Consider the following 22,827-nt stretch of genomic DNA (forward strand, 5'->3'; position numbering starts at 1 on the left):
AATGTATCTTTTCATCGCCTTTCTGATGGTGCCACTTATTGAAATTGGTCTGTTCATTCAGGTCGGTGGCGCAATTGGCCTATGGCCAACGCTGACGATTGTGGTACTGACCGCGATCCTTGGCACGGCGCTTGTACGCGCGCAGGGGCGGTTGGCACTGGGGCAGGTGCGCAACTCTTTTCAAACACTCGGCAACCCGACTGAACCCTTGGCCCATGGGGCGATGATCCTGTTTTCCGGCGCGCTGTTACTGACGCCGGGATTTTTCACCGATGCTGTTGGCTTTGCCCTGTTGATGCCGCCCGTACGCATGGCGGTCTATCGCTATATCAGCAAGCGGATCACCGTGGCGCAATTTCAGATGGGTCCCGATCCCATGCAGGGGCGACATTCCCGCCCTGGTCAGCGAACGCATCCCGCCGGGCAGGGCGATATCATTGATGGCGATTATCAAGAGGTCACGCCAAAGGATCCCCAGAATTCCAATCGTAAGCCATCCGGCTGGGTTGAAGGACCAAAATAGGCCTTTACTCCCTGCCGTTATCGCCACCCGTTGAGCTACCCGAGCCAAGCTGATAAGCACGGACCAAACATATTTGTAGGAGTATCTCAATGGCCGAAAATGGCGCAACCGAAGGCGCACAGCAGCCTCAGGTCCAGATGAATATCTTGGGTCAATACATCCGTGACATGTCTTTTGAAAACGTCATGGCGCAAAATGGCGCTGGTGGCGAGGTTCAGCCTGACGTCAACGTTGCGGTCAACCTCGATGCCAAGAAGCGGTCGGTCGAAAACCAGTACGAGGTGATGACCAAGCTGAACATCGAATCCAAAAACAAAGAGGGCGGCGACGTTCTGTTTGTGCTGGAACTGGAATATGTCGGCGTTTTCAACATCTCTGGCGTGCCAGAAGATCAACTGCACCCCTTCCTGCTGATCGAATGCCCGCGCATGACCTTTCCCTTCCTGCGCCGGATCGTGTCCGATGTCACCCGTGATGGTGGTTTCCCGCCACTGAACCTTGATAACATCGATTTTGTTGCAATTTACCGCAACGAACTGGCCCGCCGTCAGGCTGAGGCCGCACCGCAGCAGTAAACGATCTGCATCTGCCCGAATGCAAAACGCCGCTGATTATTCAGCGGCGTTTTTTTGTCGGAAAATCCCATATTCCTTACGATCGGTCCTGCAGCCAAAGCGCATCTTCGCCCAGCTTGGCAACAAAGGCTTCGTGATTGGCGCGTTCTTCCGGGGTGAGCCGCGTTGGCAACGGAGTTGCGCGCGGGGTAGGGCGCCAATCATCGCTGATTTCGCCGCTGCCCGATGTGCTGGTCGATAAACCAAAATCAGGTTGCCGCCCGCCGATCAGCTCCAGATAGACCTCGGCCAGGATTTCGGAATCGAGCAGGGCGCCGTGCAGGGTTCGGTTGCTGTTATCAATGTGAAACCGTCGGCACAGCGCATCCAGCGTGGCGGGTGAACCGGGATAGCGTTTGCGGGCAATGGCCAGCGTATCCAGCGCCTGATCCATCGGCAATTGCCGCAGTCCCATCCAATCCAGTTCAGCGTTGAGAAACTTCATGTCAAAGCTGGCGTTGTGAATCACCATCCTGGAATCACCGACAAAATCCAGAAAGCTCTGGCCGACCTTGGCAAAGACGGGTTTGTCACGCAGGGTGACCTGGCCTGGTTCCGGCCGTTGCGGTGGTTCCAGAAGATCGGGACCAATACCATGCACGCCAAAGGCCTCTTGCGGCATACCGCGCTCGGGGTTGATGTAGACGTGATAGGTTTCGCCGGTAGGCATGTGATTCAACAGTTCAACCGCACCGATTTCGACAATCCGGTCACCGGAAAACGGATCAAAACCCGTAGTTTCGGTATCAAGCACAATTTCACGCATCTGCCTGCATCTTTCTGATCTGTTCCAGTACCGCGCTCACCTGCTGGCGCGCATGGTCCAGCGTATCTGTTTCTATGACAAAATCGGCACGGGCGCATTTTTCGTCAATCGGCATCTGTTTTGCCAAGATCTGTTCAAACTGGGCCTCTGTCATGGTTCCGCGCGCCAGCACCCTGTCCCGCTGGGTCTGGGCATCCACATGCACGCAGACCACGGCATCCATGGCCGCATCGCCGCCAGTTTCAAACAGTAGCGGAATATCAAACACCAGAATATCGCTGCGGGCCTTATCGCGAAAGGCTTGACGATCTGCCGCCAGCAACGGGTGAACAATGGCCTCTAGCCGGGCAAACTCCGCAGGAGCTGCAGCCAGGATCTGCTTGAGCGCATCACGGCTGACCGCACCGTCAATTACCGCATCCGGAAAAGCCGCTTGCATCGGCACCACCGCCGCGCCGCCCTTGGCATAAAGCCGGTGCACTGCCGCATCCGCATCCCAGATCTCGCAGCCGTTATCGGCAAATATCTCTGCCGTCGTGCTTTTGCCCATCCCGATAGAGCCAGTCAAACCAAGAGAGACTGTCATTTCAGCGCCGCCGCCCGCGCCGCCTCATCCACTTCGGGGCGTTGGCCAAACCAGCGTTCAAACCCAGGCACCGCCTGATGCAGCAACATGCCAAGCCCATCAACCACAGTACAGCCTACCTGTTCAGCAGCTTGCAGCAGATCGGTTTTCAACGGCGTGTAAATCAAATCGGTGACAACCATATGTGGCCGCAGCCCATCAAGCGGCACGCGCAACCGGGGTTTGCCCTGCATACCCAGCGAGGTTGTGTTCACAACCAGCGCCGCCTGTTCAATGATGTTACCCGCCTGAACCCAATCTACCACCGTGATACGATTTCCAAAATCTTTCTGAAGCTGCTCAGCACGGGCGCGGGTACGGTTGGTCAGCAAAATCTCGGGCGTACCTGCCTCTAGCAAAGAGGCCACCACCGCGCGACAGGCACCACCCGCGCCCAGCACAACAGCCGGGCCGCTATCGGGCACCCAATTGGGCGCGCCCTGGTGCAAATTGGTGATAAAGCCATAGCCATCTGTATTATCTGCAAGAATACTGCCGTCACTGCGAAAGATCAGAGTATTTGCCGCGCCCATCAGTCTGGCCCGATCTGTGACCTTATCGGCGATCTGCATCATTGCTTCTTTGTGCGGGATGGTGACATTGGCCCCAACAAACCCGGCCTTGGGCAAGGTTCTGATCACATGCTCAAGGTCTTCCGCCTCCACATGCATGGGAACATAGTGCCCCGCAATATCATGGGCTGCCAACCAGTGATGCTGCAGCTGTGGTGATTTGGAATGCGCCACAGGGCTGCCAATCACCCCGGCTAGCGGGATTTTCTTATCGCTCATTGATCAATTACCCCCTGCAGAGCCAAATAGTTGAGCAGTTCTACCAGGGGTAGTCCCAGTACGTTAAAGTAACTGCCTTCGATGTTTGAAAACAAGCGCACGCCTTCTTCTTCCAGCTTGTATGCGCCAACCGCATGTTGAATGCTATGCCAGTTGCGCGTCACATAAGAGGACAGATAGTCATCCGAACACTGATGCATCCGCAGTCGCACCTGGCCAACATGGCGCCAGATCGGTTCACCATCGCGATAGATCACCGCAGCCGACAGCAGGATATGGCGTTTGCCACGCATCGCGCTAAGCTGGCTCAGCGCCTCTTCGGGGGTTTTGGGTTTTGACAGCAGTTCGCCTTCGAAATCCAGCACCTGATCACAGCCCAGAACCAGTCGACCGGGTCTTTTTACGCTGATTTTACGGGCCTTTGCCTCGGCCAGAGCATCGGCAATATCACGCGGGCTGGCCTGTTCGGCCAATAGCGCCGCCTTGATTGCAGCCTCATCGACGCGGGCGACCTCTGCTTCAAACGGCACTGCCGCCTGTCGCAGCAACTGGGCACGGATCTCTGAGCCAGAGGCCAGAAGGATGTGGGCAGACATGTGGAAAACCCCATGGAAAAGATACGCAAGCTTGTAGGATGGTTTGTATGGTTTTCCGCGATTTTCGCAAGTGCACAGGTAAAGCTGAAATTCCACGAAACTGCGCGCTGATTCCTCCGCCGGGGATTGGGATAACTTTGAAAAACGGGATATCTCTGATCTCCACGATTCCTCCCACAGTTATCCCCACGGTTGGCCCTGTTAACGGGTCGTTAATCCCCCTTATTTGCAAGCCGGTTAACCAATGTGTCACCAATATGGCCGACCAGACCCAAGAATATGTCCCCACTGGGGATAAGCTGGTGAGAAACTGAATAATCCACCGAAATCGCTGCCCCTACAAAAACATCATCCTTTTAATCTTTCTTTATTATTATAAGGGTGGGCCATCACACGCCAAAGGACAGAGCCATGGACCTGACAGACTGGATGTTTACCCTCTATCCCTATGCAAAATCGCTGCACATCATGGCAGTGCTAAGCTGGATGGCGGGTCTGTTCTATCTGCCACGTCTGTTCGTGTATCACGTGGAGCAGGCAGAGAAGGTTCCTGAAAGCTTGGCGATCTTTGTCACCATGGAATACAAACTGCTGCGTTTCATCATGCGGCCTGCAATGATGGTCACATGGGGGGCAGGGCTGTTTCTTGTGGCTACCCCCGGCATTGTCGATTGGGGCCTGTTCTGGCCCTGGAGCAAGGCCCTGGCGGTGATTGGCATGACATGGTTCCACATCTGGCTGTCGCGCCGCCAGCGCGCCTTTGCAGAGGGGCAGAACGCGCTGTCAGGGCGGCACTATCGGCTGATGAACGAGGTTCCTACGCTGCTGATGGTGGTGATCGTTGTTTCGGTGATCTTCAAATTTTAGCCCCGGCCATTTTGTAGGTGACCATGCGCCTCTGTAGGGGGGGCTACGGTGCCATGAGTAGGGATTTGCAAGCAGATTGACTTGCGGGGGGGCAACCCCTATGTATGGCGCCCAACAGGCCCGTCCGGGCACTCGTGTTCTCCGAACTTGATAAAACACTTCTCCCCCAATAGCCGGGGCATAAAGGCCATATATTGATGACCGTCGAATCCCTTAATCTGTCCGATCTAAAGGCGCAAAGCCCAAAAAACCTTCTGTCTATGGCAGAAGAGCTGGAGATCGAGAACGCCTCGACCATGCGCAAGGGCGAGATGATGTTCCAAATCCTGCGTGAACGCGCAGACGAAGGCTGGGAAATTGGCGGTGATGGCGTTTTGGAAGTGTTGCAGGATGGATTCGGTTTCCTGCGCTCACCCGAGGCCAACTATCTGCCCGGCCCGGATGATATCTATGTATCGCCTGAAATGATCCGCAAACATTCGCTGCGCACGGGTGACACCATCGAAGGCCAGATCAAGGCCCCGCTGGAGGCAGAGCGCTATTTTGCCATGACCAGCGTCACCAAGATCAACTTTGAAGACCCGGAAAAAGCCCGCCACAAGATCGCTTTTGACAACCTCACGCCGCTCTACCCGGATGAGCGGCTGAAGATGGAAGTCGAAGACCCGACGCTGAAGGACAGATCCGCGCGGGTGATTGATCTGGTTGCGCCCATCGGCAAAGGCCAGCGTTCGCTGATCGTGGCGCCACCACGTACCGGTAAGACAATGATTTTGCAGAATATTGCAAACTCTATCGAGAAAAACCACCCAGAGTGCTATCTGATCGTTCTGCTGATTGATGAACGCCCCGAGGAAGTCACCGATATGCAGCGTTCGGTCAAGGGGGAGGTGGTTTCCTCCACCTTTGATGAACCTGCGACACGCCACGTTGCGGTGTCTGAAATGGTGATCGAAAAGGCAAAGCGTCTGGTCGAACATAAACGAGATGTTGTTATCTTGCTTGATTCAATCACAAGACTTGGTAGAGCCTTCAACACGGTTGTGCCCTCTTCTGGTAAGGTTTTGACCGGTGGTGTGGACGCAAACGCCCTGCAACGCCCCAAGCGATTCTTTGGGGCTGCCCGGAACATCGAAGAGGGTGGCTCGCTCACCATCATCGCGACCGCGCTGATCGACACCGGCAGCCGTATGGATGAGGTGATCTTTGAAGAATTCAAAGGCACAGGTAACTCTGAACTGGTTCTGGATCGTAAAATCGCCGACAAACGGGTCTATCCTGCCATCGACATCCTTAAATCCGGCACCCGGAAAGAAGAACTCTTGGTCGACAAGGCCGATCTGGCCAAGACCTTTGTTCTGCGCCGAATTCTCAACCCCATGGGCACCACAGACGCGGTAGAATTCTTGCTAGGCAAGTTGAAGCAAACCAAATCCAATGCGGATTTCTTTGATTCGATGAACACCTAGAATTCACCGGCCGGCGAAAGAGGAAGGCCAAGATGGATACGATCTTTGCACTGGCTTCCGCGCAGGGGAAGGCTGGGGTTTCTGTAATACGTGTGTCTGGCCCTTTGGCCCTGGTGGCTGCCAATCAGCTTTGCGATCGCCCGATGGCGGAAAAAGGGCGCGGTCTGCGTGTGCTGACCGACCTTGCTGGTCGGCATTTGGACGAAGGGCTGGTCCTCAGTTTTGCGGCGCCGGCCAGCTTTACCGGAGAGAATGTCATTGAATTTCAGGTGCATGGCAGCACGGCTGTTGTGTCATCTCTCCTTGATACCCTGTCGCAGCTAGAGGGGCTTCGCCTGGCAGAGCCAGGGGAATTTACCCGGCGCGCGCTTGAAAATGGCAAGCTGGATCTGGCACAGGTTGAAGGCCTGGCAGATCTGATTGATGCCGAAACAGAGGCACAGCGCCGCCAGGCACAGGTTGTACTGGCCGGGGGGCTGGGAAAATTGGCCGAACAATGGCGGCTTGACCTGATCCGCGCGGCGTCTCTTATTGAAGTGACCATTGATTTCGCTGATGAGGATGTGCCCGTCGATGTCACCCCAGAGGTGACGGAATTACTGGCCGGCGTTGCCCGTGATTTGCGCCGCGAAACCCAAGGTGTGAAAATTGCCGAACGCATTCGGGCTGGATTTGAAGTCGCCATCATTGGTGCCCCAAACGTAGGAAAATCAACTCTTCTCAATACTTTAGCTGGTCGGGAAGCAGCGATTACCTCGGAATATGCGGGTACCACGCGCGATGTGATCGAGGTTCGGATGGAACTTTCCGGCCTGCCGGTAACGCTGTTGGATACTGCCGGCCTGCGCGAAACAGATGACCATGTCGAAGGTATCGGCATTGAACTGGCGCGCAAACGGGCCGATCAGGCAGATCTGCGGGTCTTTCTGGCGGAACCGGACGAGGCCCTGGATATGGAGCTGCGCGATGGTGATATTTGCCTTTCTCCAAAGGCGGATATGCGGCCGGATCTTGCCGGCGCAATATCCGGCAAGACCGGGGCAGGGGTCGACCAGCTGGTCAGCCATATTTCAGATGTGCTAAAAACGCGCTCAACCCAGGTTGGGGTGGCGACGCGCGCCCGCCATCGCGATATGATGCTTTCAGCCCTCAGCAGCTTGACCGAGGCGCAGACCGTATTGAAACGTGGCTCTGAATTCTATGATCTGGCCGCCGAAGATATGCGCTCTGCGATTCGCTCGCTTGAAATGTTGGTTGGTCGCGTTGGTGTGGAAGATCTCCTTGATGAGATTTTCTCAAGTTTCTGTCTTGGAAAATAGGGAGTGTTTCACGTGAAACATTCAAATTTTGATGTTGTTGTCATTGGTGGTGGTCACGCCGGCGCCGAAGCTGCCCATGCCGCCGCCCGCATGGGGGCGCGCACAGCCCTGGTGACATTGACCAAAGATGGAATCGGCGTAATGTCCTGTAACCCCGCTATCGGCGGATTGGGCAAAGGGCATTTGGTCCGAGAGATTGACGCCATGGATGGCGTGATGGGCCGGGTGGCAGATCTGGCCGGTATCCAGTTCAGACTGCTCAATCGACGGAAGGGCCCAGCAGTACAGGGGCCGCGCGCGCAATCAGACCGGGGTATCTACCGGCGCGAGATGTTGAAAGCAACTGAAGCCCAAGACAGGTTGCAGATTATCGAAGACGAAGCGACTGACTTCATTATGTCGGGTTCTCGTGTCGCCGGGGTATGCTTGGCGGATGGCAGCGAAATTCACTGCAAGGCGGTCATTCTGACCACAGGTACTTTTCTGCGCGGCGTTATTCATATCGGTGATGTATCCAAACCTGGTGGCCGCATGGGGGATCGCCCCTCGGTCAAGCTGGCGGAACGTCTAGATAGCTTCTGTCTGCCGATGGGGCGATTGAAAACGGGCACTCCGCCGCGCCTGGATGGCAGAACAATCAATTGGGATATTCTGGAAGGCCAGCCAGGGGATGATGATCCGACATTCTTTTCCTTTATGACCAAGGGATTGTCAGCCAAGCAGGTTGTCTGTGGCATCACCCATACAAATGAAAATACGCATGAGATCATTCGCAAGAATCTATCTCGATCTGCAATGTATGGTGGTCATATCGATGGGGTCGGGCCGCGCTATTGTCCGTCTATCGAAGACAAAATCATTCGCTTTGCGGATAAGACGTCCCATCAGATCTTTCTGGAGCCCGAAGGTGCAACAGATCACACGGTCTATCCCAACGGGATTTCAACCAGTCTGCCCGTTGATGTGCAGCAAGATTACGTCAGATCTATTATTGGGCTGGAACAGGCTGAAATCCTGCAACCAGGCTACGCAATCGAGTACGACTATATCGACCCACGCGCGCTGTCGCTTGATCTATCGCTGAAAGACGTTCCCGGTCTTTATCTGGCGGGTCAGATCAATGGGACTACCGGCTATGAAGAGGCGGCTGCCCAGGGCTTGGTTGCAGGTTTGAACGCCGCTGCGCAGTGTCTTGGCAAGGATCCTATCCTGTTTGGACGCGCCAACAGCTATATCGGTGTGATGGTCGACGACCTGACAACCCATGGCGTGACAGAACCCTATAGGATGTTCACCTCACGCGCTGAGTTCCGCCTGTCACTACGGGCAGACAACGCTGACCAACGTCTTACCCCGCTTGCGGCCGCGTTGGGCTGTATTTCAGAAGAACGGGCGGCACAGTTTGGCGAAAAGATGGAGCGTCTTGAAACCACGCGGCAGGTTTTGGAAGAAAATGTTTTTACACCAAAACAAATTGCGGAATCAGGAATTTACGTCAATCAAGATGGCAACAAGCGAACTGCTTATGAAGTCTTGGCCTTCCCGGATGTGAGTTTTAGCGATCTTATTCCACTGTTGCCGACGTGCGCCGACGCGGATGATGTGACGCGGCGCCAGCTAGAGCGTGATGCGCTGTACGTCCATTATATCGCCCGGCAGGAAAAGGAAATTGCCGCGGTGAAACGCGACGAAGGATATAGAATTCCGGCGGATTTTGACTATAGCGGTATCGATGGCTTGTCATCTGAACTGCAGCAAAAGCTTACGCTTGCACGACCCGAAACTTTGGCAAAAGCTAGCCGGATCAATGGGATGACACCCGCTGGGCTTGCCCTTGTCTTGGCGCGGTTGCGGCGCGATAAAAAACTGCAGGAGAAGGTTGGATGAAGCACAAGGTGATACTGGATCAGTTTGATGTTTCACGTGAAACACTGGAACGGCTGGAGATCTTCGAGGCGATCCTTCTAAAGTGGAACCCGCGCATCAACTTGGTTTCGAAAAATAGCCTGCCTTTTCTTTGGGAACGACATATCGCTGATTCGATACAGGTGTTTCGCTGTGCCGACGAGGTAGTCGATACCTGGGTGGATATTGGCAGTGGTGGTGGATTTCCCGGTATTATTGTTGGGATTCTTGCGGCTGAAATCGCTTCGAAAACAAAGGTTACCTTGATCGAAAGTGATCAAAGGAAGTCTGCCTTTCTGCGCAGTGCGGCGCGAGAGTGTGGTATCGATATATCAGTTTTGAATGAACGTATTGAGAAAGTTCCTGGGCAAAAAGCAGGTATTTTATCAGCACGCGCTGTTGCTGATCTTGATATCCTGCTGGAATTTGCTGAACGACATCTGGCAGAGCAGGGCACGGCACTGTTTCCAAAAGGCGCAAGTTGGAAAAAAGAAGTGGATAACGCGGGCTTACGATGGCGATTTGATGTTGAACCGATTACAAGTTTGACTGAAAGTGAAGCAGTTGTTTTGAAAATCAAGGGAGTCACTCGTGCCTGATTTATCCCGCCCGGAGGGGCCACGAATCATCGCGGTTGCAAACCAAAAGGGTGGAGTAGGTAAAACAACAACGGCAATCAACCTGGCTGCGGCCCTGGTCGAAACCGGTTTACGCGTTTTGGTTGTTGATTTGGATCCGCAGGGCAATGCCTCTACCGGATTGGGCATCGACAGCGCCGATCGTGATTCTACTACCTACGATTTGTTGGTTGATGATGCCCCGCTGAGTGAAGTCATTCGCACAACAGAGATTGAAGACCTTTGCGTTATCCCTGCAACTGTTGATCTTAGCTCGGCTGATATTGAACTTTTCGCCAATGAAAAGCGCAGTTTTCTATTGCATGACGCCCTGCGGCAGACAGCCATGGATGACTATGATTGGGATTATATCTTAATCGATTGTCCGCCTTCTCTTAACCTTTTGACCGTGAATGCGATGGTTGCCTCACACTCTGTGCTGATTCCTTTGCAGAGCGAGTTCTTTGCCTTGGAAGGGGTGTCGCAGCTGTTGCTGACGATTCGAGAGGTCCGGCAATCGGCGAATCCCGGATTGCGGATCGAAGGTGTGGTTCTAACCATGTTTGATCGTCGCAATAATTTGTCGCAACAGGTTGAACAGGACGCGCGCGAAAACCTGGGAGAGCTAGTGTTTGAAACCAAGATTCCGCGAAATGTCAGGGTCAGTGAGGCGCCATCTTATGCTTTGCCGGTGCTGAACTATGATAGCAACTCGCTTGGGGCCAAGGCCTATCGTGCCCTGGCAGCTGAGCTGATCTCTAAAAATCAACAAATTGCGGCCTGAGCACGGAGTACGACATGTCAGATAAGAGAAATAAGCCCCGTGGGCTGGGTCGTGGGCTGTCTGCCCTGATGGCGGATGTAAATCCTGATCCGGTCAGCACCGACGCCCGGCCTCAGACACCGCGTAATGCAGAGGTCCTGGTTCCAATCGAAAAGGTGATTGCGAACCCTGATCAGCCACGTCGACAGTTTTTGCAGGAAGATCTGGATGATCTGACGGCCTCAATTAAGGAAAAGGGCGTTTTACAGCCCTTGATCGTGCGGCCTCGTGATGGCGATATCTATGAAATCGTCGCTGGGGAACGGCGTTGGCGGGCAGCCCAGGCGGCACAGCTGCACGAAGTTCCGGTACTGATCCGGGATTATTCCGATGTAGAGATGATGGAAGTTGCGATCATCGAAAACATTCAGAGATCTGACCTGAATGCGATGGAAGAGGCGCACAGCTATAAGCAACTGATGGAACGTTTTGGCCATACGCAGGAAAAGATGGCCGAGGCCCTTGGCAAAAGCCGTAGCCACATTGCCAACCTGGTACGTCTGTTGCATCTGCCAGAGGATGTACGGGCCCTGGTGCATGAAAGAAAGCTGTCGGCTGGTCATGCGCGGGCTTTGATTACTTCGGATAATGCCTCTGATCTTGCGGCGAAAATCGTCAAGGGTGGGCTGTCGGTGCGTGCAACCGAAGCCCTGGTAAAAAAGGATGCAGCGGGGCTGCAGACCTCTGCGCCGAAACGATCAGCAAAGTCAGGTGAAAAAGACGCTGATACCAAGGCCTTGGAGGGCGATCTTGCTGCAATTCTGCGGATGAAGGTCTCTATCGATCACAAATCGGGTGGCGAATCCGGTTCGGTGACCATCAGCTATGAGACGCTTGATCAACTTGATGAGATTTGCAACATCCTGAGCAAGTAATCAGGCTGTTGGGCGGGTCCAGATAAAGGTCAACACTGCTGTCAGAACGACAGCTTGAATGGCAAGCACATGGGCAGGCGCACCAAAGAACAGAGACACAAGAAAGACGGCGGCAATCGATAGGGTTGCCGCCTTTTTTGCGGCGGGTCGAATGGCGCCACGGCTTTGCCAATCCTGGATCATCGGACCAAAGGCCCTATGGGTTAGCAGCCAATTGTGCAGCCGTTCTGATGATTTTGCCGAAAAGAAGGTCGCCACTAGCAGGAAGGGCACCGTCGGGACCAGTGGCAAGATCGCCCCGATCAGGGCAAGCATCAGCGACAGAAACGCAAGAGTGGCATAGAGAAGGCGCATCAATCTGTCCAATCCTTGCAAGCTTGGTCAGTCAACCAAGAGCTCTCGGAGCACGGCATTCAGAACTGCGCGACCCTGATCCGTGGCGCATAGTGTCTGATCTGTGTGGGTAACCATGCCTAAATCTACCAGATGCGCAACCTGCGCCAGGGGTAAATCCTTGCCGGCCAGGGCGATATAGCGGGGAATATTCATGCCCTCGCGCAGCCGCATCGACATCATCATGTATTCGATTGCGGTATCTTCACAGGGTAGGGGTTGGCACAGGCTTTCCCCGGATCCTGCCGCGACAGCCTGGAGCCAGGCCCCCGGTGCGCGGTGGGTTTCCGTCGCGTAGCGTTGCCCATCCAGCGTCAATCGGCCATGGGCGCCCGGGCCGATACCAAGGTAGTCGCCATAGCGCCAATAGATCTGGTTGTGGCGTGATTCTTCGCCGGGGCGGGCATGGTTGGATATTTCATAGGCGGGCATACCCTGGGCTCCGCAGATGTCCTGGGTGGCCTGATACATGTCGGCGGCGCTGTCGTCGCTGGGTAGATTGCGCAGTTTGCCTCGGGCGTAGCGATCACCAAAGGCGGTGCCTTCCTCGATCGTCAGCTGGTACAGCGACAGGTGATCGATTGCCATTGACAGTGCCTCGGTCAGCTCTGCCTGCCAATGGGCAAGGTCCTGACCCTGGCGGGCATAGATCAGATCAAAGCTGACCCGGTCAAAACATTTGCGGGCAATGTTAAAAGCGGCACGGGCCTCGGCAACAGAATGAAGCCGACCAAGTCGGCGCAGGTCTTCGTCGTTCAGGGCCTGAATGCCCATAGAGACCCGGTTTACCCCGGCATCGCGATAGCCGGCAAAGCGCCCGGCCTCGACCGATCCTGGGTTTGCTTCCAGGGTAATTTCGATGTCATTGGCAAACGGCCAGATTTCACGTGCGCCTTCGATCACGGCCGCGACGGTTTCCGGCATCATCAAAGAGGGCGTGCCTCCGCCAAAAAAAATGGAATTCAGCACCCGCCCTGACAGCGGAGGCGCACAGCGCTTCAGTTCGCTCAGATAGGCGATAACCCACCGTTTTTGATCAATATTATTGGTGACGTGACTGTTGAAATCGCAATAGGGGCATTTCGCCTGGCAAAAGGGCCAATGCACGTAGAGACCAAACCCACCCTGGCGCCAATCATCCACTGAAACAGCCTTTGACAAAGGCGCTGACGGCGCGGCCACGGTGGCTGATCTGGTTCTTTTCTTCCTTGGCCATCTGGGCGCAGGTAATGTCATAGCCGTCTGGCATGAACATTGGATCATAACCAAAGCCGCCTTCGCCGCGAATGGGCCAAACCAGTGTTCCGGGCATCACACCCTCAAACACTTCGTCATGCCCATCGGGCCAAGCGAGAACCAGAGTGCAGCGGAACTGGGCGCTGCGGGGGGCATCCGGGCCTTTTGCGGTAATTTCATCATTGGCGCGGGTCATGGCCAGCATGAAATCGCGACCATTGCCAGTTTCCGCCCAATCGGCGGTATAGACACCAGGGGCGCCATCCAGTGCGTCGATGGTGATGCCGCTGTCATCTGATAGTGCAGGCAGGCCTGTGGCCTTGGCGGCGGCATGGGCCTTGATCCGGGCATTGCCGACAAAGCTGTCTTCTGTTTCGTCCGGTTCGGGCAGGTCCATCGCGGCAGCGCCGATGACCTTGACGCCAAAGGGCGCCAGGATCTCGGTGATTTCCTGCAGTTTGCCGGCATTGTGGGTGGCGACCAGAATCTGGTCGCCCTCAAATTTGCGGGTCATGCGCAGGCTGCCTTTTGCAGGGCGGCCAATTCTGACGTGCCTTTTTCCGCCAGATCCATCAGCTGGTTCATCTGGTCACGCGAAAAGATCGATCCCTCTGCCGACATCTGTACTTCGATCAGCTTGCCCGATCCGGTCATGATGAAGTTACCGTCAACGCCGGCCTCAGAGTCTTCCGGATAATCCAGATCAAGCACTGGCTGACCAGCGTAGATGCCGCAAGAGATAGCGGAAACAGGATCCATCAGCGGGTCAATTTTGACGTCGCCGACCTTCATCAGTTTGTTGACGGCAAGGCGCAGGGCGACCCAGCCACCGGTAATCGCGGCGCAGCGGGTGCCGCCATCGGCCTGCAGCACGTCACAGTCGATTGTGATCTGGCGTTCGCCCAAGGCAACGCGATCCACCCCGGCGCGCAGGGCCCGGCCAATCAGGCGTTGGATTTCCACGGTGCGGCCACCCTGTTTGCCGGCAGCAGCTTCGCGGCGCATCCGGGTATTGGTGGCGCGGGGCAGCATGCCATATTCTGCCGTCACCCAGCCAAGGCCCGATCCCTTGATAAAGGACGGCACGCGTTCTTCCAGGGTGGCGGTGCACAGAACATGGGTTTCCCCCATTTTGATCAGGCAAGAGCCTTCGGCGTGTTTGGTGAAACCGGTCTCGATCGACACGGCGCGCATTTCGTTCAGGTCTCTGTTAGAAGGTCGCATGGGCTATCCTTTTTTTGCTGCCCTTCGGATAGCCGCCGGGGGCGCGGGGATGCAAGCATGATTGACCTTTTCCCATATCGCTCTTTAATGCAAATTGGGTAGGGGATCCCGTAACTGCAAAATGTGACCGTAAAACCGCTGATGACAAATGCCAAAGAAATACTAAGTGATATGAACGATCGTTCCCGCGAGGTGTTCCGGAGCGTTGTTGAAAGCTATCTTGAAAGCGGCGAGCCTGTGGGCAGTCGCACCCTGACGCGATCTTTGAACGAAAAGGTCAGCGCCGCGACGGTGCGCAATGTGATGCAGGACCTGGAATTCCTGGGGTTGCTTGATAGTCCGCACGTCAGTGCCGGGCGTATTCCAACCCAGATGGGGCTGCGGATGTTTGTAGACGGGTTGCTGGAGGTCGAAGATCTGCAAGCCCGCGACCGGGCAAAGATCGATGCGACCCTGGGCAAGAACGGTGGCGATGTCGGCGGTATGCTGGATCGGGTTGGATCGGCGCTGTCGGGGGTGACGCAGGGCGCATCTCTGGTGTTGACGCCAAAGCAGGAAAGTGAGCTGCGGCATATCGAGTTTGTGTCACTGGCGCAGGACCGGGCGCTAGTGGTTCTTGTGTTTTCCGATGGGCATGTGGAAAACCGCTTGTTTTCCCCGCCGCCTGGGCAGACGCCCAGTTCGATGCGCGAGGCAGCAAATTTTCTGAACTCGCTGATTGAGGGACGCACCCTGGGCGGATTGCGGCGCGATATGCAAAAGGAAATCGACGCCCGCCGACAAGAGATTGACGTATTGGCGCAGGAAATGATCGAAAGCGGTTTGGCGGCCTGGGAAGCCGATGATGCCGATAAGGCGCGGCTGATCGTGCGCGGACGCGCGAATCTCTTGGGGGAGGGCGGCGTGCCGGCGGAACTGGATCTGATCCGCAGCCTGTTCGATGACCTGGAGCGCAAGCAAGATATTGCCGAATTCCTGGAACTGACCGAAGATGGCGAGGGCGTTCGCATTTTTATCGGTTCTGAGAACAAACTTTTCTCACTTTCGGGTTCCTCTTTGGTGGTCTCTCCCTATATGAACTCGGATCGAAAGATCATTGGCGCGGTTGGCGTGATTGGCCCGACCCGCCTGAATTACGGACGGATTGTGCCGATTGTGGATTACACGGCGCAACTGGTTGGACGGTTACTATCTGACCGGAGCTAGAGGTGAACAAATGGCAGAGCCCAGAAACGACGATTTTTTGGACGACATCGAAAATGTCGAAGCGGAAGAGCTGGCATCGGAGATGGCTGAATTGGACGATGCTGCGATTGAGCTGGATGAGTTGCGAGCGGAGCGTGACGAATACAAAAACCGCTTTATACGGGCGCTGGCCGATGCGGAAAATGCCCGCAAACGGGGCGAGAAGGCACGCCGGGAGGCTGAACAGTACGGTGGGTCAAAACTGTCACGCGACATGTTGCCGGTTTTTGACAATTTAAAACGTGCGGTAGAATCCACCACCGATGAACAGAAGGAAGTTGCTGGTGCCTTGATTGAAGGTGTTGAGCTGACCATGCGGGCACTGGTTGGCGTGTTTGAGAAACACGGCGTGCGGGTTGTATCGCCAAAGGTCGGTGATCGCTTTGATCCGCAGCTGCATGAAGCAATGTTCGAAGCGCCGGTGCCAGGCACCAAAGCTGGCGATATCATTCAGGTATCGGCCGAGGGTTTCATGTTGCATGATCGGCTGTTGCGCCCCGCGCAGGTTGGGGTGTCTTCTACACCGGCGAGCTGATCGCGGGCTCTTGAATTTTCGGCCCCGCTGGGGCCGGCTTGCGGCGCAGGTATTTTTAGTAAGATGAAGAGAAAGGCGGCTTTGTGGGCCGCCTTCTGTTATTTTGCTGTGTCTTTCAGTTGGTAGAGCAGGTCTAGGGCTTCACGTGGTGTTAGCTCATCCGGGTGAATTTCTGACAGCAGCTGTTCCACCGGGGAAGGGCCTGATGGGGCTTTTTCCTGTGGCGGTGGGGCGGCGGCAAAAAGTGGCAGGTCATCGATCTGGATTTTGACACCGGCACCTTCGCGGCTGCCTTTTTCCAGCATATTCAACACATCGCGGGCCCGGGCGACAACGCTGGCAGGCAGGCCGGCCAATTGTGCCACCTGCACACCATAAGACCGGTCAGCGGCGCCTTTGGTGACCTCGTGCAGGAAAATCACTTCGCCTTCCCATTCCTTGACCGCGACGGTGGCGTTTTCGACACCGTTGAGTGTGTTCGAGAGCTGGGTCAATTCGTGGTAGTGGGTGGCAAAGAGGGCCCGGGACCGGTTCACCTCGTGCAGGTGTTCTAGGGTGGCCCAGGCGATGGAGAGCCCGTCATAGGTGGCGGTGCCGCGGCCGATTTCGTCGAGAATGACCAGGGCGCGGTCGTCAGCCTGGTTGAGGATGGCGGCGGTTTCGACCATTTCGACCATGAAGGTGGAGCGGCCACGGGCCAAATCATCCGAGGCTCCGACGCGGCTGAAGAGCTGGCTGATCAACCCGATATGGGCCGTTTCACATGGCACATAGCTGCCCATTTGGGCCAGCAGGGCGATCAAGGCGTTCTGGCGCAGGAAAGTCGATTTACCGGCCATGTTGGGGCCGGTTAACAGCCAGACGGCGGCGCCATCTGTGGCGCTGAGATTGCAGTCATTGGCGACAAATGTATCGCCGCCCTGCTGGCGCAGGGCGCGTTCCACAACCGGGTGACGCCCGCCGGTGATGTCAAAGGTGCGCGAGGTGTCGACCTTGGGGCGGGCCCAGTTTTCGCCCCGTGCCAGATCGGCAAGGGCGCAGACAAGATCCAGTTCTGCCAGGCCCCGCGCTGCGGTGTTCAGCCGGGGGGCTTGATCCAGAACTGCCGCAGATAGCCTGGAATAGAGCCGCTTTTCGATCTCTAGCGCACGGCCGCCAGAGTTGAGGATGCGGGTTTCGATCTCGCTGAGTTCTACCGTGGTGAAGCGCACCTGATTTGCGGTGGTTTGACGGTGGATGAATTTGTCGGAGAGCGGCGGCGACAGCATCTTGTCCGCATGGGTTGCGGTGGTTTCGATGAAATAACCCAGCACATTGTTGTGCTTGATCTTGAGCGAGGCAATGCCCGTTTCACTGGCGTAGGTCTGTTGCATGGTGGCAATGACAGAGCGGCCTTCATCGCGGAGGGTGCGGGCCTCATCCAGGTCGTCGTCATAGCCTGCCGCAATGAAACCGCCATCGCGGGCCAAGAGGGGTGGTTCGGCAATCAGGGCGCTGTCAAGCAGATCGAGCAGGGCGTCAAAGCCAGTCAGATCCTGGGTTGCGCTGGCAATGAGCGGCGGTAGCTCTTGGTTGTGATTGGATGCAGCTATGGCGCTGGCCTGGGCCAATCCGTTGCGGATTGCGGCCAGATCGCGGGGGCCACCGCGATCCAGGGCCAGGCGCGACAGGGCACGGTCCAGATCGGGGGTTTTGCGCAGGGCGCTGCGCAGCTCTTCGCAGTGCTGGTCGCGGTCCACCATGAAATCCAGTGCCGCCAGGCGGGCATTGATTACATCGAGGCTGCGCGAAGGGCTGGAGAGCCGCTGTTCCAGCAGGCGGGCGCCGCCGGGGGTGACGGTGCGGTCGACCACTGCGAGCAGCGATCCTGCCCGCCCCCCTGAAAGAGAGCGGGTGAGTTCAAGGCTGGCGCGGGTCGAGGCATCAATCTGCACTACCCGATCTTGGGCTTCCTGTTGCGGCGGCTGCAGCAGTGGCAATTTGCCCTTCTGGGTGATTTCCAGATAGTCGATCAGCGCCCCCATGGCGGAAATTTCGGCGCGGGAAAAGGTGCCAAAACCTTCCAGCGCACTGACGGAGAACAGATTGCAGATGCGCTTTTCTGCGGCGGTGCTGTCAAAGCTGGCCTTGCCCAGCGGGGTCAGGGGGATCTTGTATTCACTAGCCAGGGGGGCTGCCGCGTCATAGGAGGTGCCTTCGGCGACGATCAGTTCGGATGGCGCAAGGCGGGCGAGTTCTGGCGACAGCCGCAGCTGGCTGATCGGCATGACGTGAAAATCCCCGGTGGAGATATCGGCCCAGGCCAGGGCTGCCTCGTCGCGCAACACGCAGTATGACACCAGAAAGTTATGGCGTCGCGCTTCCAGCAGGGAATCTTCTGTCAGGGTTCCGGGGGTGACCAGCCGCACCACATCGCGTTTGACCACCGATTTTCCGCCGCGTTTCTTGGCTTCGGCGGGGGTTTCCAGCTGTTCGCCCACCGCCACGCGAAAACCCTTGCGGATCAGCGTCAAGAGATAGCCTTCGGCGGCATGAAACGGCACGCCACACATCGGGATATCCTGGTCGTTGTGCTTGCCGCGTTTGGTCAGGGCGATGTCCAGCGCTTCGGCGGCATTGACCGCGTCGTCAAAAAACATCTCGTAGAAATCGCCCATCCGGTAAAACAGCAGCGCATCCGGATATTGTGCCTTGATGTCGAGGTATTGCGCCATCATCGGCGTGACTGTGGCCAAAAGAGATCTCCGCGTATCGGGGTGGGTTTTGTCGGGCGACCATACAAACCGCCGACCTGCGACGAAAGGTGAAAACGTATAGTCGTTGTGGCAACCCACGGGCTGGGCTATGAAGTTCCAGCGCCCTTGGAAAAAGAACGACGGATACGATGCCCAAAGCAAAGATCACTGATGAAGAAGCCCTCGCCTTTCACCTGGATCCAACGCCAGGGAAATGGGAGATCAATGCCACCGTTCCGATGACGACGCAGCGCGATCTGTCGCTGGCCTATTCGCCCGGTGTGGCGGTCCCCTGCGAGGCGATCGCCGCCAACCCCGAAACTGCCTATGACTATACCAACAAGGGCAACCTTGTGGCGGTAATTTCAAACGGCACGGCGGTTCTGGGTCTGGGTAATCTTGGCGCGCTAGGGTCGAAACCGGTGATGGAGGGCAAATCTGTTCTCTTTAAACGCTTTGCCGATGTGAATTCGATTGATATCGAGCTGGACACCGAAGACCCGGATAAATTCATCGAAGCCGTGCGCCTGATGGGGCCAACATTTGGCGGCATCAACCTCGAAGATATCAAGGCACCTGAATGTTTCATCATTGAGCAGAAGCTCAAGGAAGAGATGGATATTCCGGTGTTCCACGATGACCAGCACGGTACAGCGGTGATCTGTGCGGCAGGGCTGATCAATGCGCTGCATATTTCGGGCAAAAAGATCGAAGACGTGCGCATCGTTCTGAACGGGGCAGGGGCGGCTGGTATCGCCTGCATCGAACTGCTGAAACGCATGGGCGCGCGGCACGAAAACTGCATCGTCTGCGACACCAAAGGCGTGATCTATCAGGGCCGGACCGAGGGCATGAACCAGTGGAAATCGGCCCATGCTGTAACCACGGACCTGCGGAGCCTGGAGCAGGCGATGGAGGGGGCCGATGTTTTCCTTGGCGTATCGGTCAAGGGTGCGGTGACCCAGGATATGGTCAAATCCATGGCCGACAATCCGGTCATTTTCGCCATGGCCAACCCTGACCCGGAAATCACCCCGGAAGAGGCCCACGAGGTGCGCGTTGATGCCATCGTGGCCACTGGACGGTCCGATTATCCCAATCAGGTCAACAACGTGCTGGGCTTTCCCTATCTGTTCCGGGGGGCGCTGGATATCCACGCCCGCGCCATCAATGACGAAATGAAGATCGCCTGCGCCCATGCGCTGGCCGCTCTCGCGCGCGAAGACGTGCCGGATGAGGTGGCGCTGGCCTATGGCAAATCGCTGACCTTTGGTCGCGACTATATCATCCCCACGCCTTTTGATCCGCGTCTGATCCACCGTATTCCACCCGCCGTGGCCAAGGCGGGCATGGATACCGGTGCTGCGCGCCGCCCGATTATCGACATGGAGGCCTACGAGGTTGGTCTGAAGGGGCGGATGGATCCGACTGCCTCTATCCTGCGCGGTCTCAACGCACGGGCGCGTTCCGCGCAAAGCCGGATGATCTTTGCCGAAGGTGATGATCCACGGGTGCTGCGCGCCGCTGTCAACTACCAGCGGTCTGGCTTTGGCAAGGCACTGGTGGTGGGGCGCAATGAAGACGTAAAGCAAAAGTTGGAAGCCGCCGGTCTCGGCGATGCCGTGCGCGAGCTTGAGATCGTCAATGCCGCCAACACCAGCCATTTTGAAGTCTATAAAGACTTTCTTTACAAGCGTTTGCAGCGCAAAGGTTTTGATCGCAAGGATGTGCACCGCCTGGTCGGGCGCGACCGGCATGTGTTTTCTGCCCTGATGCTGGCCCATGGCCATGGGGACGGTCTTGTCACCGGTGCGACACGCAAATCGGCGCATATTCTGGATCAGATCAACCATGTGTTTGACGCCGACAGCAGCCATGGCGCCGCCGGGGTGACCGCACTCTTGCACAAGGGGCGGATTGTGCTGATCGGCGATACCTTGGTGCATGAATGGCCCAATGAAAACGACCTGGCCAATATTGCCGAACGTGCCGCTGGTGTGGCACGCCATATGGGGTTGGAGCCTCGGGTGGCCTTTGTCAGCTTCTCGACCTTTGGCTATCCGGTTTCGGAACGGGCCGAAAAAATGCACCTGGCTCCAGCCGAGCTGGACCGCCGCAGGGTGGATTTTGAATATGAAGGCGAGATGACCGTTGATGTGGCGCTCAACGCTGCCGCGCAAGACGCCTATCCCTTCCAGCGCCTGACTGGTCCGGCCAATATTCTAATCGTGCCGGCCCGGCACTCGGCCTCTATTTCGGTGAAACTGATGCAGGAAATGGGCGGTGCGACCGTTGTTGGCCCCATCCTTTCGGGCGTGGATAAGCCGATCCAGATTTGCTCCACCACCTCCACCGCCAATGACGTGCTGAACATGGCCGTTCTGGCGGCCTGCAATATCGGGTAGATCACATGGCAATATGGAACCTCGGGTCCATCAATGCAGATATGGTTTATGCCCTGCCGCACCTACCCGGCGCGGGTGAAACCCTTGCGGCCACCGGGCTGGACCAGTTTCTGGGTGGCAAGGGGGCCAATATGTCGGTCGCCGCCGCCCGCGCTGGATCGGTGGTGCATCACATTGGCGCGGTTGGCCCCGAAGGCGGCTGGGCGGTGGCACGGCTGATGGAATATGGCGTCGATACCCGCCATATAGCCAGTCTCGACCAGCCCACTGGCCATGCCATAATCGCTGTGGACCCTTCCGGCGAAAACCAGATCATCCTGTTTCCCGGTGCCAATCGGGCCATCGGCCAGGATCAGATCGGTCAGGCACTGAGCGCCGCAAATGCTGGCGACATGCTGGTGCTGCAAAATGAAACAAACATGCAGGCCCAGGCGGCGCAGATGGCACAAGATCTAGGTCTGAAAGTGGCCTATGCTGCCGCCCCGTTCGACGCAAAGGCAGTGCAGGCCCTGCTGCCCTTTCTCGATCTGTTGTTCCTGAACGAGGTGGAGGCACAGCAGTTGCAGCAGGCCACCGGCAAGGCCCCCGATGGGCTCGGCATCGCGGATGTGATTGTCACGCTGGGGGCCCGTGGGGCGCGTCATTACAGCAGCATGACGTCTCTGGTGCAGGATGTACCGGCCCTGCCAGTTACAGCTATCGATACCACCGGGGCCGGTGATACCTTCACGGGCTATGTTCTATCCGCATTGGATCGCGGCTTGCCCATGCCACAGGCTCTGGCGCTGGCGGCTCGTGCGGCTGCCCTGATGGTGATGCGTCACGGCACAGCTGATGTGATTCCCGATCTGAAAGAGGTGCAGAACGCCCGCTTTTGACGCAGATCCGTCGCGCCTTCATTTGGCTCGAAATATCCCGGGGGTGAATTGCGCCTGGGCGCAAGAGGGGGCTGGCCCCATCGGGGTCCTCACAGGTTTGGTAATGGTCTTTGGTGGGGATAGCCCGTCATCACACACTGCCGATGGCACCAGGGATGTCCCAAAGCGTGTCACGTAAATTGGGCATGGCGCGTTGCATGGCTGCGACAAGCGTCTAAATGACGCTTGTTACCGATGAAAAAATGCTCTCAACGCACCAGAAACAGCTGCCCACGACGGTCAATGCCTCTATGGCCTGGGTCTTTGCCTCATGGCTGCGCAGGACCAGGGCCAACACCATAAACAGGGTCAGCGCGATGGGTTTCACAGTGTTCAAATGGGGCATT

At 56.6% G+C, this 22,827-nt stretch carries 23 protein-coding genes; 13 read left to right on the top strand and 10 right to left on the bottom strand.

Annotation, left to right across the window (positions count from 1 at the left end; translation table 11 throughout):
• The first annotated feature begins 1 nt into the window (after window position 1).
• Together P2081_RS07175 and secB are read left to right on the top strand one after the other, a co-directional pair.
• Window positions 2–523 carry an FxsA family protein gene (locus P2081_RS07175; protein ID WP_278922189.1) on the top strand — a complete coding sequence of 174 codons (522 nt, stop codon included), beginning with the start codon at window positions 2–4 and terminating at the stop codon, window positions 521–523.
• An 89-nt stretch (window positions 524–612) separates the two neighbouring features.
• Window positions 613–1,098 carry a protein-export chaperone SecB gene (gene secB, locus P2081_RS07180; protein ID WP_278922190.1) on the top strand — a complete coding sequence of 162 codons (486 nt, stop codon included), beginning with the start codon at window positions 613–615 and terminating at the stop codon, window positions 1,096–1,098.
• Window positions 1,099–1,174: 76 nt separating this feature from the next.
• On the opposite strand, the gene dnaQ is transcribed toward secB, so the two are convergent.
• The 4 genes from dnaQ to P2081_RS07200 are packed head-to-tail and all read right to left on the bottom strand — an operon-like array spanning window position 1,175 to window position 3,915.
• Window positions 1,175–1,903 (bottom strand): DNA polymerase III subunit epsilon, encoded by a 729-nt coding sequence (gene dnaQ, locus P2081_RS07185; protein ID WP_278922191.1) that lies wholly within the window; start codon window positions 1,901–1,903, stop codon window positions 1,175–1,177.
• Complete coding sequence (gene coaE, locus P2081_RS07190) at window positions 1,896–2,489, bottom strand: dephospho-CoA kinase (RefSeq protein WP_278922192.1); 594 nt, start codon at window positions 2,487–2,489, stop codon at window positions 1,896–1,898. Before coaE ends, dnaQ begins: the two co-directional genes overlap by 8 nt.
• Complete coding sequence (locus P2081_RS07195; RefSeq protein WP_278922193.1) at window positions 2,486–3,319, bottom strand: shikimate dehydrogenase; 834 nt, start codon at window positions 3,317–3,319, stop codon at window positions 2,486–2,488. The genes coaE and P2081_RS07195 overlap by 4 nt, the downstream gene beginning before the upstream one ends.
• Window positions 3,316–3,915 (bottom strand): Maf family protein, encoded by a 600-nt coding sequence (locus P2081_RS07200; RefSeq protein WP_278922194.1) that lies wholly within the window; start codon window positions 3,913–3,915, stop codon window positions 3,316–3,318. The genes P2081_RS07195 and P2081_RS07200 overlap by 4 nt, the downstream gene beginning before the upstream one ends.
• Window positions 3,916–4,326: 411 nt before the next feature.
• Here P2081_RS07200 and P2081_RS07205 point away from each other — a divergent pair, with 411 nt between their 5' ends.
• From P2081_RS07205 to P2081_RS07235, 7 genes are all read left to right on the top strand, one after another.
• Window positions 4,327–4,782 carry a CopD family protein gene (locus tag P2081_RS07205; RefSeq protein ID WP_278922195.1) on the top strand — a complete coding sequence of 152 codons (456 nt, stop codon included), beginning with the start codon at window positions 4,327–4,329 and terminating at the stop codon, window positions 4,780–4,782.
• Between the two features lie 197 nt (window positions 4,783–4,979).
• Window positions 4,980–6,251, top strand: coding sequence for a transcription termination factor Rho (gene rho, locus P2081_RS07210; protein ID WP_278922196.1), 1,272 nt, complete (start codon window positions 4,980–4,982; stop codon window positions 6,249–6,251).
• A gap of 32 nt (window positions 6,252–6,283) precedes the next feature.
• Complete coding sequence (gene mnmE, locus P2081_RS07215) at window positions 6,284–7,570, top strand: tRNA uridine-5-carboxymethylaminomethyl(34) synthesis GTPase MnmE (RefSeq protein WP_278922197.1); 1,287 nt, start codon at window positions 6,284–6,286, stop codon at window positions 7,568–7,570.
• 12 nt (window positions 7,571–7,582) lie between these two features.
• Window positions 7,583–9,457 (top strand): tRNA uridine-5-carboxymethylaminomethyl(34) synthesis enzyme MnmG, encoded by a 1,875-nt coding sequence (gene mnmG, locus P2081_RS07220; RefSeq protein ID WP_278922198.1) that lies wholly within the window; start codon window positions 7,583–7,585, stop codon window positions 9,455–9,457.
• Window positions 9,454–10,074 (top strand): 16S rRNA (guanine(527)-N(7))-methyltransferase RsmG, encoded by a 621-nt coding sequence (gene rsmG, locus P2081_RS07225; RefSeq protein ID WP_278922199.1) that lies wholly within the window; start codon window positions 9,454–9,456, stop codon window positions 10,072–10,074. Before mnmG ends, rsmG begins: the two co-directional genes overlap by 4 nt.
• A complete protein-coding gene (locus P2081_RS07230) occupies window positions 10,067–10,876 on the top strand; it encodes a ParA family protein (RefSeq protein WP_232401381.1) in 810 nt (269 codons plus the stop codon). Before rsmG ends, P2081_RS07230 begins: the two co-directional genes overlap by 8 nt.
• A gap of 14 nt (window positions 10,877–10,890) precedes the next feature.
• Window positions 10,891–11,790, top strand: a complete 900-nt coding sequence (locus tag P2081_RS07235) for a ParB/RepB/Spo0J family partition protein (RefSeq protein ID WP_278922200.1) — start codon at window positions 10,891–10,893, stop codon at window positions 11,788–11,790.
• On the opposite strand, the gene P2081_RS07240 is transcribed toward P2081_RS07235, so the two are convergent.
• The 4 genes from P2081_RS07240 to rph are packed head-to-tail and all read right to left on the bottom strand — an operon-like array spanning window position 11,791 to window position 14,643.
• On the bottom strand, window positions 11,791–12,144 hold the full coding sequence (locus tag P2081_RS07240) for a YbaN family protein (RefSeq protein WP_278922201.1): 354 nt from the start codon (window positions 12,142–12,144) through the stop codon (window positions 11,791–11,793).
• Window positions 12,145–12,171: 27 nt separating this feature from the next.
• Window positions 12,172–13,326 (bottom strand): radical SAM family heme chaperone HemW, encoded by a 1,155-nt coding sequence (gene hemW, locus P2081_RS07245; protein ID WP_278922202.1) that lies wholly within the window; start codon window positions 13,324–13,326, stop codon window positions 12,172–12,174.
• The gene (gene rdgB / locus P2081_RS07250) at window positions 13,319–13,933 is read right to left on the bottom strand and encodes an RdgB/HAM1 family non-canonical purine NTP pyrophosphatase (protein WP_278922203.1); all 615 of its coding nucleotides are present in this window, start codon (window positions 13,931–13,933) and stop codon (window positions 13,319–13,321) included. The genes hemW and rdgB overlap by 8 nt, the downstream gene beginning before the upstream one ends.
• Complete coding sequence (gene rph / locus P2081_RS07255) at window positions 13,930–14,643, bottom strand: ribonuclease PH (RefSeq protein ID WP_278922204.1); 714 nt, start codon at window positions 14,641–14,643, stop codon at window positions 13,930–13,932. Before rph ends, rdgB begins: the two co-directional genes overlap by 4 nt.
• A gap of 141 nt (window positions 14,644–14,784) precedes the next feature.
• Between rph and hrcA the strand changes: the two genes are divergently transcribed.
• The gene (hrcA, locus tag P2081_RS07260; protein WP_278922205.1) at window positions 14,785–15,849 is read left to right on the top strand and encodes a heat-inducible transcriptional repressor HrcA; all 1,065 of its coding nucleotides are present in this window, start codon (window positions 14,785–14,787) and stop codon (window positions 15,847–15,849) included.
• 10 nt (window positions 15,850–15,859) lie between these two features.
• Window positions 15,860–16,423, top strand: coding sequence for a nucleotide exchange factor GrpE (locus P2081_RS07265; RefSeq protein ID WP_278922206.1), 564 nt, complete (start codon window positions 15,860–15,862; stop codon window positions 16,421–16,423).
• 98 nt (window positions 16,424–16,521) lie between these two features.
• Here P2081_RS07265 and mutS read toward each other — a convergent pair whose 3' ends face one another.
• A complete protein-coding gene (mutS, locus tag P2081_RS07270) occupies window positions 16,522–19,140 on the bottom strand; it encodes a DNA mismatch repair protein MutS (RefSeq protein ID WP_278922351.1) in 2,619 nt (872 codons plus the stop codon).
• Window positions 19,141–19,307: 167 nt separating this feature from the next.
• On the opposite strand from mutS, the gene P2081_RS07275 reads away from it, so the two are divergent.
• Together P2081_RS07275 and P2081_RS07280 are read left to right on the top strand one after the other, a co-directional pair.
• Window positions 19,308–21,563, top strand: a complete 2,256-nt coding sequence (locus P2081_RS07275; protein WP_278922207.1) for an NADP-dependent malic enzyme — start codon at window positions 19,308–19,310, stop codon at window positions 21,561–21,563.
• 5 nt (window positions 21,564–21,568) lie between these two features.
• Window positions 21,569–22,441: a ribokinase gene (locus tag P2081_RS07280; RefSeq protein WP_278922208.1), complete on the top strand. Its 873-nt coding sequence runs from the start codon at window positions 21,569–21,571 to the stop codon at window positions 22,439–22,441.
• 214 nt (window positions 22,442–22,655) lie between these two features.
• Here the strand turns inward: P2081_RS07280 and P2081_RS07285 are convergent, their stop codons facing one another.
• A complete protein-coding gene (locus P2081_RS07285; protein WP_278922209.1) occupies window positions 22,656–22,826 on the bottom strand; it encodes a hypothetical protein in 171 nt (56 codons plus the stop codon).
• Window position 22,827: the final 1 nt, after the last annotated feature.

The sequence above is a fragment of the Pseudophaeobacter profundi genome (assembly GCF_029697505.1).
In the GTDB taxonomy this organism is placed as follows: domain Bacteria; phylum Pseudomonadota; class Alphaproteobacteria; order Rhodobacterales; family Rhodobacteraceae; genus Pseudophaeobacter; species Pseudophaeobacter profundi.